This is a genomic window from Burkholderia cepacia (assembly GCF_001718835.1).
In the GTDB taxonomy this organism is placed as follows: domain Bacteria; phylum Pseudomonadota; class Gammaproteobacteria; order Burkholderiales; family Burkholderiaceae; genus Burkholderia; species Burkholderia cepacia_F.
Window position 1 is genome coordinate 1,782,752 of the sequence record NZ_CP013443.1, and the last position, 12,588, is coordinate 1,795,339.

A 12,588-nucleotide genomic window follows, 5' to 3' on the forward strand; every position below is an offset into this window, starting at 1 on the left:
GACGACGGATGACGAAGGTTCAACCCGACTGGCTCGCGCTCGCGACGCGTTTCGCGCAACTGCCCGACGCGCAGCGCGCGGTGTTCATCGACAAGCTCGGCGCGGCCGGCATCGATTTTCGCGTGCTGCCGATCCCGCCGCGCACGCCGCGCAGCGACCGCGTGCCGGCGTCGTTCGCGCAGACGCGGCTGTGGCTGCATGCGCGGCTGATCGATGCGCCCGACGCGTACCACATCACCGAACGGCTGGCGCTGACGGGCCCGCTCGACGCGCACGCGTTGCGGCTTGCGTGCGATGCGCTGATCGCGCGCCACGAGGCGCTGCGCACGACCTTCGACGAAGCGCAGGACGGCGTCGCGCAAACGATCCACGCGCCGATGCGCTGCCCGTGGCGCGAAACGGACCTGTCGTCGCTCGCCGAGCCGCAGCGCGACGAGCGCGCCGACGAAGTCGCGGCGGCGGACGAGGCGCAAGCGTTCGACCTGGGCGTCGCGCCGCTGGTGCGCGCGCATCTGATCCGGCTCGACGCGACGCATCACTGGCTCGCGCTGACCGTGCACCACATCGTGTCGGACGGCTGGTCGTCGGGCGTGATGCTCGAGGAACTCGCGGCGTTCTATCGCACGTATGCGTCCGACCTGCCGGTGGCGCTCGCGCCGCTGCCGATCCAGTACGCCGACTACGCGCTGTGGCAGCGCCGCTGGCTCGACGCCGGCGAACGCGAACGCCAGCTCGCGTTCTGGCGCGAACGGCTCGATCCGCAACGCGGCGTGCTGACGCTGCCGGGCGCGGCCGCGCGACCCGCGCGCCGCAGTGCGCGCGGCGCCCGTCACGTGTTTTCGCTCGACGCGCCGCTCGCCGCGCGGCTGCGCGCGTTCGCCGCGGCCGCCGGCGCCACGCCGTTCGCGGTGCTGCTCGCCGGGCTCGATGCGCTGCTCGCGCGCGCGACGGGCGATGCGCGGATCTGCGTCGGCGTGCCGGCCGCGAACCGCGAACGCGCGGAAGTCGCCGGCCTGATCGGCTTCTTCGTCAACACGCTGGCGATCGACGTCGACGTGCCCGCGCACGGCGATTTCTCGTCGCTGGTCGCGCGCACGCAGCGTGCGCTCGTCGACGCGCAGATGCATCAGGACGTGCCGTTCGAGCAGGTGGTCGACGCGCTCGGCGTGCCGCGCAGCGCGAGCCACCATCCGCTGTTCCAGGTGATGGCCGCATACGGCGAGCGTCGCGCGTTGCCGGCGCTCGGCGCACCCGGCAACGCGGTGGAAGCGGCCGTGCTGCCGTCCGGTACGCCTTCCGCGAAATTCGACCTGACGCTGTCGGTCGAAGCGACGCCGGACGGCACGTTCGACGCCGCGTTCATCTACGCGCTCGACCTGTTCGACGCCGACGCGATCGCGCGGCTCGCGCAGCGCTTCGTCACGCTGCTCGCCGATGCGCTCGCGCGCCCCGACATGCCGGTCGGCGATCTCGACTGGCTGCCCGCCGCCGAGCGCGCGCAGCTGTTCGCGTGGAATGCGTCGCCGGCTGCCTGCGACGACGCGCCGTTCATCCCCGTGCACGCGCGTATCGCCGCGCATGCACGGGCGCGGCCCGACGCGCGCGGCGTCGCCGATGTCGATCGCGCGTTCACGCGCGGCGAAGTCGATGCGCGCGCGGCCCGCCTGGCGCGCCATCTGGTGGCGGCCGGCGTACGGCCGGAAATGCGCGTGGGCGTCGCGCTGCAGCGCTCGGTCGACCTGCTCGTCGCGCTGATCGCGGTACTGAAGTCGGGCGCCGCGTTCGTGCCGCTCGATCCGGCCCATCCGCGCGAACGGCTCGCGCAGATCGTCGGCGATGCGCGCATCGAACACGTGCTGACCGACGCGCACAGCGCAGCCGCGCTCCCCGAATTGCCGTCGCTGCGCGTGTGGCGCGCGGATGCGAGCGACGCGCTCGACGACGTCGCGCACGTCGTGCTGCCGGACGTGCTGCCGGGGCATGCGGCTTACGCGATCTACACGTCGGGATCGACCGGCAAGCCGAAGGGCGTGATCGTCGACCATGCATCGTTCGCGCTGCATTGCGCGGCGATCGCCGAGCGCTACGGCGCGGGCGAGCAGGACGTGTTCCTGCTGTTCCAGTCGGTCAACTTCGACGGCGCGCATGAAGGCTGGTTCTCGCAATACATGTCGGGCGCCGCCGTGTCGGTGACGGCCGACGTGCTGTGGCCGCCCGCGCAGACCTGCGCGATGATGGTCCGCGACGGCGTGACGATGACCTACGTGCCGCCCGGCTGCGCCGCGCAGCTCGCCGAATGGGCGCTCGCGCATGGCGCGCCGCCGACCCTGCGGTCGCTGACCGTCGGCGGCGAGGCGACGTCGCGCGAGGCGTTCGCGATGCTGCGCCGCGCGCTGCCGGACGTGCGCGTGGTCAACGGCTACGGGCCGACCGAGACGGTCGTCACGCCGACGCTGTGGATGTTCCGGCCCGGCGACGATCTCGCGAAGCTCGGCGACGCCGCGTACCTGCCGATCGGTACGCTGGTCGGCGCGCGCACCGCGCACGTGCTCGACGCGCGGCTGCATCCGCTGCCGGTCGGCGTGATCGGCGAACTGTATCTGGGCGGCGAGGGGATCGGCGTCGCGCGCGGTTATCTCGACCGCCCGGCGCTGACGGCCGAGCGTTTCGTGCCCGATCCGTACGGCGCGCCGGGCGCGCGGCTGTACCGCACGGGCGACCTCGTGCGGCGTCGCGCGGACGGCGTGTTCGACTTCATCGGCCGCGTCGACCACCAGGTGAAGCTGCGCGGGCTGCGCATCGAACTCGGCGAGATCGAGGCGCAGCTTGCCGCGCACGACGCGGTGCGTGAAGCATGTGCGGTCGTGCACGGGCAGGGCGCGCTCGCGCAGCTCGTCGCGTACGTCGAGCTGACCGCCGACGCGCGGGCGGCCGCGCAGCCGGTCGACGCCGCGACGCTCGACGCGCACCTGCGCCGCACGCTGCCCGATTACATGGTGCCCGCGCAGCTGATCGTGCTCGACGCGCTGCCGCGCAACGCGAACAGCAAGGTCGATCGCGCACGGCTGCCGGCGCCCGTGCGGGTCGAGCGCGCGTACGAAGCGCCGCTGGACGGCGACGAAGCCGCGCTCGCGGCGATCTGGTGCGACGTGCTCGATCTCGAGCGCGTGGGCCGCGGCGATCACTTCTTCGATCTCGGCGGCCATTCGCTCGCCGCCGTGCGCGTCGCGACGCGCGTGGCCGAACGGCTCGACCGCGACGTGCCGGTGCGTGCGCTGTTCGAAGCGCCGGTGCTCGCGCAGTACGCGCGTCAGGTGGCCGGTGCGCCGCGCGCCGCGCACGACGGCGCACGCGCGCCCGGCGCGGCGGCGCTGCGGCCCGACGCACACGGCGTGTGGCCGCTGTCGCCGGCACAGCTCGGCCTGTGGTTCCTGTGGCGCGCGCAGCCGGACAGCGCCGCGTACAACATCCCGGTCGCGCTGCGGGTGCGCGGCCCGCTCGACGTCGACGCGCTGCGTGCCGCGTTCGCGGACGTGGCGGCGGCCCATCCGGCGCTGCGCGCGCGGCTCGTGGCGCGTGACGGCGCGCTGCCGGGCCAGCGGATCGACGCGCCGGCGCCGGTCGCGCTGCCGGTTGTCGACCTGTCGGCTTCGCCCGACGTGCTTGCCCGCGCGGCGGCGCTGACCGACGAGGATGCGCTCGCGCCGTTCGACCTCGCGGCCGATGCGCCGCTGTGGCGCGCGCGGGTGCTGCGGCTCGGCGCGGACGATCATGTGCTGTCGCTGGCGATTCATCACATCGTGTCGGATGGCGAATCGATCGAGCTGTGGCTCGATGCGATCCGGTGGCATTACGTTGCGCGGGTGCAGGGCGTCAACTTGCCGGTGGTCGCCGGCGCGCCGCTCGTGCTGCCGGCGCCGGGCGCGCCCGCGCGGGTCGCTTACTGGCGCGATGCGCTGGCCGACCTGCCGCGGCGCGTGCTGCCCGAGCGCGCCGACGCACCTTCGATTCCGCAATGGCGTGCGACGCGCACCGCGTTCGCGTTCGATGCGACGCTGATCCGCGCCGCACGCGATACGGCGTCGGCTGCGCACGCGACGCTGCCGATGCTGCTGCACGCGGCGCTCAACACCGCGTTGTTCCGCGCGACGGGTGCGGCCGACCAGCCGGTCGGCGTGCTCGCGTCGACGCGCGAGCTGACCGGCAACGCGGCCTGCGAGGCGCTCGGCCTCTTCATCAATTCGGTCGTCGTGCGTACGCGGATCGACCCGGCCGCGCGTCGCGCGGACGTGCTGGCACACGTGCGCGACGCGGCACTCGCGGCCTATGCGCACGCCGACGTGCCGTTCGCGGACGTCGTCGCGGCGCTGCGCGCGCCGCGTGCCGCGCAGGCCAATCCGCTGTTCCAGGTGATGTTCAACTACCTGCGCCCGACCGGTGCCGCCACGCGCGACTGGGCCGGCCTGTCGCTGACCGGGTTCGACGGGGTGCGCCATCGCGTCGTGTTCACGCTGGAACTGGACGTCGTCGAGCATCCGGACGGGCGGGTGAGCGCCGCGTTCTCGTATGCGGACGAACTGCTCGACCGCGGCTTCGTCGATGTGCTCGTCGATGTCTACCACGACGAAGTCGCGCGCTTCGCCGTGGCCGGCGGAATGGTGCTCGGCGGCCCCGACGCGCCGTCCGTCATCGAAGCGGCCCACGCGCCGGTCCAGGTTTGCGCTTCTCGAACGGCCGCCACGCTCGCGGCGCTGTGGTCCGACACGTTCGCATCGGCCGCACCGGCGGCGGACGTGGACCTGTTCGAAGCGGGCGCGACGTCGTTCGACGTCGTGCGCTTCGTCGACGCGGCCAGCCGGGCCGGTCACGCGCTGACGGTCGCCGACCTGTTCGCGTCGCCGACGTTCGCGGCACTCGGCGCGCGGCTCGACGCACCGGCGGACGCGGGCACGGAGGTGCGCCATGCTGGCTGAAGTGCGACCGGACGGGCTGACCCCGATCGACACGTTCCGTCTCGCGCTGGCGAACGACCTGGTCGCCGTGCGGGACGGCGCGGAGATCCGCGTCGCGCAGGGCGACGGCATCGGCGCGCAGTTGTTGCGCGCGCAACTCGGCGACGACGGCGCACTGCGCCTCGTCGCATACAACCATCGCGCGTCGCCGGCCGACCAGCGGCGCGCGCTGCTGGCCGCGCTCGCGGCCGCCTTCGCCGGCGGCGACGCGCACGCGACGGTGCGGCTCGATCCGGCCGCGTGGCCGGCAGTCGCGCTCGATGCGCTGCGCGCGAGCGGCGTGCTCGCCGATGCCGGCCGCTGCATGCGCGAAGGCTGGGCACAGCAGGCCGACCTGTGGCTCGCCGACGCACGGCCGCCGTGCGCGACGCTCTACACGCTGACACACGGGCGGCGGCATCCGCGCCGGCCGCCGGCGCCGCGCGGCGACGTCTATGCACGCGACCTGCCGGCGCTCGGCGTGCGCTTCACGCTGCGCGGCTGGCAGCCGGCCGAGGATGCCCAGCGCGTCGCGCGCTGGTTCGACGAGCCGCGCGTGCGCGACGGCTGGCCCGGCGAGCCGGCGGGCACGACGCCCGCCGCCGATCCGCACGTCACGCCGCTCGTCGGCTGCTTCGACGGCGAACCGTTCGCGTATTTCGAAGCGTTCTGGCTGAAGGAAGACGCGCTCGCGCCGCACGTCGCGGCGCGCGACTACGACCGCGGACTGCGGATGCTGGTCGGCGAATCGCGCTGGCGCGGCCCGCATTGCGTGGCGGGCTGGCTGCCGTCCGTCGTTCATTACCTGTTTCTCGACGACCCGCGTACCGAAGCGGTCGGCTGTGCCGTTCCGGCCGGCCATGCGCGCGTCGTCGACCACCTCGCGCGGCATGGCTTCTCGCGGCAGCGCTGTCTCGCGCTGGCCGACGCGCAGCCGCTGTGGATGCGCACGCTGCGCGAGACGTTCTTCTCCGGCCGTCACGTCTGACGCGCCGGATTCACCGACAAGGGAGCTGAGACATGCAGAGAGAAACCGTATTCGACCTGATCGGCGTCGGCTTCGGGCCGTCGAATCTGGCGCTGGCCGTGCGCCTCGCGGAGCGCGGCGGCGCGCGTACGCTCACCCATTGCTTCGTCGAGCGCCAGCCTGAATTCGGCTGGCATCGCGGGATGCTGCTCGACGACTGCCGGATGCAGATCTCGTTTCTGAAGGATCTCGTCACGATGCGCGATCCGAAAAGCCGCTACACGTTCATCAACTACCTGTTCGAACGCGGCCGGCTGAACGAATTCGTCAACCTGAAGAACTTCTATCCGACCCGCGTCGAATTCCACGACTACCTGAGCTGGGTGGCCGACGCGTTCGACGATCGCGTCCATTACAGCGAGACCGTGCTGGGCATCGAGCCCGTGCGCGGCGACGGCGCGCGGATCGACGCGCTGCGCGTGCTGTCGCGCGACGCCGCCGGCCACGAGCGCCAGCGCGTCACGCGCGCGCTGTCGGTCGGCGTCGGCGGTACGCCGGCGATCCCGGACGCGTTCGCCGCGCTCGGCCGCGACCGCGTGATCCACTCGTCGTCCTACCTGACCGACATCGACCGGCTCGCGGACGCGGGCGCCGGCGAGCGCCGCCGCGTCGCGGTGATCGGCGCGGGGCAGAGCGCGGCCGAGGTGTTCATCGATCTCGCGCGCCGCTTCCCGCATGTCGACGCGAGCCTCGTGATGCGCGCGGGCGCGCTGAAGCCGGCCGACGACAGCCCGTTCGTCAACGAGATCTTCAGCCCCGAATTCACCGACGTCGTCTATGCGCAGCCGCACGACGCGCGCCGCGCGCTGCTCGAGCGCTATCGCGACACGAACTACGCGGTGGTCGACCGGCCGCTGATCGAACAGATCTACGAAATGCTGTACCTGCAGCGCATCGACGGCACGCCGCGTCATGCGCTGCTCGCGAACAGCGCGATCGAGGCCGCCGCGCGCACCGCGACCGGCCAGATCGAGCTGACGCTGCGCGACCGGATGAGCGGCGCGACGCGCGTCGAGCGCTTCGACGCGCTCGTGCTCGCGACCGGCTACCGCCGCGACACGCATTCGGCGCTGCTCGAAGGGCTCGCGCCGCATCTGGGCGATGCGCTCGCGCGTGGCGACGTGACGCGCGACTACCTGCTCGCGACGCCCGGGCACTTCGCGCCGCGCATCTACCTGCAAGGCTGCTGCGAGGACAGCCACGGTTTGTCCGACACGCTGCTGTCGGTGCTGGCGCGTCGCGCGGACGAAATCTGCGCGTCGCTCGAAGGCGGGCGCGCGCAGCCGGACGACGACGTCCGGCCGCCACAGACAAGACAGGAAAACGGGGTGAGCGCGGGCCGGCTGGCCGTAGCGCTTTGACAAAAAGGGCGGCCGGGAGGCCGCCAAACAAGTGGAGCAGAGAAAGATGGAGTGGGCAACAGGGACACGTCGAGGCACACATCGGCGTGCGATCGCAGCCGCGGCAAGCGTGGCGTTTTATGCGGCGGCAGGCCAGGCGATGGCCCAGGCGGCGCCGAACCCTGCGGTGAAGGCGGACCCCGCCGCGCAGGCGAACGGCGCGGCGCCGGGCACGCTGCCGACGATCAACGTCAACGCGGCCTCGGCAGGGGACGGCACGGTCGGGCTCGTCGCGAAGCGCAGCCGGACCGGCACGAAGACCGATACACCGATCAACGAGATCCCGCAGACGATCAACGTCGTCACCGCGCAGCAGATCGAGATGACCGGCGCGACCGACGTGAACCAGGCGCTGCGCTACGTGCCGGGCTTCTCGTCGTACGGATCGGACAACCGTTCCGACTGGTACGCGGCGCTGCGCGGCTTCACGCCGACCGCATACGTGAACGGGCTGCAGGTGCCGAACACGATCAACCTCGCGAGCTGGCGCGTCGATCCGTACATGATCGACAGCATCACCGTGCTGCGCGGGCCGACCTCGGTGCTGTACGGCGCGGGCGACCCCGGTGCGATCGTCGACGTGCAGACCAAGCTCGCCGACGGCGAGCGCGTGCGTGAAGCCGGCGTGCAGATCGGCAACTACGCGCGCAAGCAGTTCATGATCGACGTGGGCGACAAGCTCGACCCGGATGGCAAGTACGCGTACCGGTTCGTCGGCGTCGCGCGCGACGGCAATGCGCTGACCGGCCCGAACAACGACCAGCGCGTCGCGCTCGCGCCGTCGTTCCGCTGGCGCCCGAACGCGGATACGTCGCTGACGCTGTCCGCGACGTACCTGCAGGACTGGGGCGACATTTCGTCGAACTTCCTGCCCGCGCAGGGCACGGTGCTGCCGAACCCGAACGGGCAACTGTCGAAGGACGTGTACGTGGGCGACCCGAACTTCAACTACTACCGCAAGAAGCAGTGGTCGCTCGGCTACCAGTTCGAGCGGAACCTGACTTCGGCGTGGACGTTCCGCCAGAACGTGCGCCTGATGCACCTGTCGCTCGACAACGGTTCGGTGTGGGGCAACGGCTTCGTCGACGGCAGCACGACCGATGTCAGGCGCTGGGCCGGCGTGTTCCAGATGAACTACAGCCGCTTCGACATCGACAACAACGCGCAGGCCCGCTTCGCCACGGGGCCGCTCGAGCACACGCTGCTGCTCGGCTTCCAGTACAACCGGCAGACCGCGACCGACAGCGAGTGGATCGCGGCGGCGCCGCCCGTGAATCTCTACAACACCGTGTCGCCGCCGGTGACGAACGCGGTGTTCGCGGATCCGAGCACCACGGGCCGCACCAACACGTACACGGCGATGAACACGTTCGGCCTGTACGCGCAGGACCAGATCAAGTGGAACCGCTGGACGCTGACGCTCGGCGGCCGCGAGGACTGGGTCAACATGCGCCAGGACGACCGCGCCGGCGGCACGTCGACGAAGGCGGACGTCACGGCGTTCACCGGCCGCGTCGGCCTCACGTACCAGGGCGACTACGGGCTGTCGCCGTACATCAGCTACGCGACGTCGTTCAACCCGCTGATCGGCGTGAACCTGCTCGGCGGCGGCCTGCCGCAGCCGACGCGCGGCAAGCAGATCGAAGCCGGCCTGCGCTGGCAGCCGCCCGGCAAGAACCTGATGCTGAACGCGGCGATCTACCAGATCAACCAGACCAACGGCATCACGCCGACACCGACGAATCTCGACCCGACCGGCACGACGTCCGTGCAGACCGGCGAGGTGCGTTCGCGCGGGATCGAGCTGAGTGCGACCGGCAAGGTCACGCCGAACCTGTCGATGATCGCGTCGTACGTCTACCAGGACGTGAAGGTCATCAAGGCGAACGACGCGTCGCTGAACAACTGGCCGGTCGACATCCCGCGGCCGCGCCAGATGGCGTCGCTGTGGGCCGACTGGACGTGGCACACGGGGGCGCTCGCGCGGCTGGGCTTCGGCGGCGGCGTGCGCTACCAGAGCGCGTCGGCCGGCGCGCCCGACAACTCGCTGTCGGTCGCGAGCTACACGGTGTACGACGCGGCGATCCACTACGACGTGCGCAACTGGCGCTTCGCCGTGAACGCGACGAACCTGGCCAACCGCCACTACATCAGCGGCTGCCAGTCGGTGAACGTCTGCGTGTTCGGCACCGACCGCACGGTGATCGCGACCGCGAAATACAACTGGTGACGATGCGCGCCGCGGCCCGCCGGCCGGCCTTCGCGGGCCGGTGCCTGCGCGTCGCGGCGGCGGCGTCCTTTTCCCATCACGACCCATGCCGAAGAAAAATCTCGTCTACATCCAGTCGCTGCGCAACGGCGCGGCCGATCGTGCCGGGCAGCCGGTCGCTTATCGGGGCGGCACGCGCTACATGAAGGCGCCGCTCGAATTCCTCGTCGAACGCCTGAACGATTCGCCGCTCGGCGAGCGCTATACGCTCAAAGGCGTGATCGTCGACGACGACGACGGTTCGCCGGCCGACCGCGCGAAAGTCGCCGACTACGGTTTCGCCCGTACGCCGGGCCGCCCGTGGATCCTGCCGGAAGGGTTGGCGGTGCAGGGCCGGCCGGTCGACGAACTGTTCTGCACGATTGCGTCGACGTACCGGCGGCTGCCGCGGGATGTGCACGACGTGCACACCGTGCGCGAGCGCGCGGCGGGCAAGGCGGCGTTCGAGCGCCGCCTGCTCGAGCGCCTGCTCGAACTCGACGCCGACGTCGTCGTGCTCGACGGGCTGCTCGTGATCCTCGACGAGCTCGTGCGGCCCGGCGCGCGCTTTCACCGGCGCATCGCGAACATCCACCCGGGCATCACCGCCGACGGTTCGCCGTACCAGCGGCGCGGCGCATGGGCGACGCTCGACGCGCTGCACGGCGCGCGCGGCGAACGGGTCGACTGGGCGAGCGGCGCGACGTCGTCCGTCGAACCCGTGATGATGACGGGTGCGTCGTTCCACTACGTCGACAACGGCATCGATTCCGGCGAGGTGATCTGCGATGTGCTCGACACGCCGATCGCACCGGACGACACGATTCTCGAACTGCGCTGGAACAACTTCCAGCGCAGCCTGTTTCCGGCGCTCGAGCGGGGGCTTGGCATCCTCGCGGACCGCCACGACGCGGGGGCCTTGTGATGACCGACACGCTGACGAACCCTGCCGGTCCGGCGGATGCCGTCGAGTTCGCCGCGCCTGCGCGTGAGGCGGCATCCGCATCCGCATCCGCGGCGCACGACGCCGATCGCGTCCTCGACGCGTGGCGGCCCGACGATTCGCCGGCCGCGCTGCTTGCCGAATTCGCCGCGCTGTTCAACACGGAGACGCCGCGCGCGTCGGCGACGCTCGCCGTGCCGCTCGCGGGCGCCGATCCCGCGACGGTCGCGGCGTATGTCGGGCGCGCGGTGCGCGAGGGCGTGATCGACGGCGCGCGGCCCGTGGACGGCCGGCTGCACCTGAGCGCGTCGCGCGCGACGTTCTGGCAGCATCCGCAGCCGTGGCTGAAGGCGCCGGGCTCGGGCGGCATGCCGCTGCGCTATGCGGTGACGAACGAGCGACGTCATCCGGTGCGCGCGCCGAGCGTGCCCGGCGAGATCTATGCACGCCACATGCCGCAGGTCGGGATGACGTTCAGCCTGCGCACGGTCGACATCGACGCGCATGCGGACCTGTTCAGCGGCTGGATGAACCTCGACCGCGTCGCGCATTTCTGGGACCAGCGCGGCACGCGCGACGAGCACGCGGCGTATCTTGCCGAGCGGCTCGCCGATCCGCACATGCACCCGATGATCGGCTATTTCGACGACACGCCGTTCGGCTATTTCGAGTTCTACTGGGCGAAGGAGGATCGTCTCGCGCCGTTCTACGATGCGCACGACTACGATCGCGGGCTGCACCTGCTGATCGGCGACTCGCGGTTCCAGAGCGCCGGCAAGCTGCATGCGTGGTGGAGCGGGGTGCTGCACTACATGTTCGTCGACGAACCGCGCACGCAGCGGCTCGTCGGCGAGCCGCGCGTCGATCACGTGCGGCACATCGCGTACATGCACCGGCTCGGGTTCCACACGCTGAAGGAGTTCGACTTCCCGCACAAGCGCGCGGCGCTGGTGATGATCGACCGGGATACGTTCTTCGACACTTTCCGGTTGCCGTGACGGCGCGGGGTGCCCGCGTTGGCCGTTCGGCGTATGGACCGCGCGCAGGCAGGCGTGAAAAATGGGGGCTATCACATGACGAGGGCTGCAAGCTCATGGACAAGGCACTCATTGCGACAGGCTGGCGCACGGCGCCCCGGACGCGGGCATCCATATTGACATATGTGCGCATATGTCTAAAATGGGCGCATCGTACTCCGGAGTGGCTCATGCGCACCGTTTCCATTTTCAAGAACGCCCGTAACCAGGCAATCCGCATCCCGAAGGACATGGAGTTCGAGGGAGTGACGGAACTCGAGATCCGCCGCGAGGGCGACACGCTGCTGCTGCGGCCGGTGCGGCCCACGTGGACGTCGCTCGCGCACGAGCCGCTGGCCGACGCCGATTTCCTCGCCGAACGCCCGGCCGTGATCGAGTCCGGCCGCTTCGACCTTTCCGGCCCCGACGATGCGCAAACGGAGTCCGGCCAGTGACCACGCTCTACATGCTCGATACGAACGTCTGTTCGTTCATCATGCGCGAGCGGCCGCCGGCAGTGCTGTCGCGGCTGCAATCGTGCGTCAATGCACAGCACCGGATCGTCGTGTCGGCCATCACCTATGCCGAAATGCGGTTCGGTGCCGTCGGCAGGAAGGCGTCACCGAAGCACGCGGAACTCGTGACGGCCTTTGTCTCGCGGCTCGATGGCGTGCTGTCGTGGGATACGGCGGCCGTCGATGCAACGGCCGCGATTCGCGCCGATCTCGCCGCGCGCGGCACGCCGATCGGCGCGAACGATGCGTCGATCGCCGGGCATGCGGTCGCGGCCGGTGCGGTGCTGGTGACCCACAACACGCGCGAATTCGGCCGCGTCGACGGGTTGTCGTTCGAGGATTGGGCCGATTGAGCGGCGACGCCCGCGGACGATGCTTGCATCGTGATAGCCGGCAACCACCGGTTGCCGGGCTGAAGACATTTCGTCTATCCGGTTGACGTCCGGCG

Annotated in this window: 8 protein-coding genes; all 8 read left to right on the forward strand. The window is 71.1% G+C overall.

Features of this window, described 5'->3' with window-relative positions; all coding sequences use genetic code 11:
• The first annotated feature begins 8 nt into the window (after positions 1–8).
• The 8 genes from WT26_RS11575 (at position 9) to WT26_RS11610 (ending at position 12,493) form a co-directional block, all read left to right on the forward strand.
• Positions 9–4,973, forward strand: a complete 4,965-nt coding sequence (locus WT26_RS11575; protein WP_069272916.1) for a non-ribosomal peptide synthetase — start codon at positions 9–11, stop codon at positions 4,971–4,973.
• Positions 4,963–5,979 (forward strand): GNAT family N-acetyltransferase, encoded by a 1,017-nt coding sequence (locus WT26_RS11580; RefSeq protein WP_069272917.1) that lies wholly within the window; start codon positions 4,963–4,965, stop codon positions 5,977–5,979. The genes WT26_RS11575 and WT26_RS11580 overlap by 11 nt, the downstream gene beginning before the upstream one ends.
• A 32-nt stretch (positions 5,980–6,011) precedes the next feature.
• A complete protein-coding gene (locus WT26_RS11585; protein WP_069272918.1) occupies positions 6,012–7,379 on the forward strand; it encodes a lysine N(6)-hydroxylase/L-ornithine N(5)-oxygenase family protein in 1,368 nt (455 codons plus the stop codon).
• A 46-nt stretch (positions 7,380–7,425) separates the two neighbouring features.
• The gene (locus WT26_RS11590; protein WP_069272919.1) at positions 7,426–9,648 is read left to right on the forward strand and encodes a TonB-dependent siderophore receptor; all 2,223 of its coding nucleotides are present in this window, start codon (positions 7,426–7,428) and stop codon (positions 9,646–9,648) included.
• Positions 9,649–9,733: 85 nt separating this feature from the next.
• A complete protein-coding gene (locus tag WT26_RS11595) occupies positions 9,734–10,591 on the forward strand; it encodes a formyltransferase family protein (protein WP_069272920.1) in 858 nt (285 codons plus the stop codon).
• Positions 10,591–11,607: a GNAT family N-acetyltransferase gene (locus WT26_RS11600; protein ID WP_069272921.1), complete on the forward strand. Its 1,017-nt coding sequence runs from the start codon at positions 10,591–10,593 to the stop codon at positions 11,605–11,607. The genes WT26_RS11595 and WT26_RS11600 overlap by 1 nt, the downstream gene beginning before the upstream one ends.
• A gap of 209 nt (positions 11,608–11,816) precedes the next feature.
• Positions 11,817–12,080, forward strand: coding sequence for a type II toxin-antitoxin system VapB family antitoxin (gene vapB, locus WT26_RS11605; protein ID WP_069272922.1), 264 nt, complete (start codon positions 11,817–11,819; stop codon positions 12,078–12,080).
• Positions 12,077–12,493: a PIN domain-containing protein gene (locus tag WT26_RS11610; protein ID WP_081333727.1), complete on the forward strand. Its 417-nt coding sequence runs from the start codon at positions 12,077–12,079 to the stop codon at positions 12,491–12,493. The genes vapB and WT26_RS11610 overlap by 4 nt, the downstream gene beginning before the upstream one ends.
• Positions 12,494–12,588 lie beyond the last annotated feature (95 nt).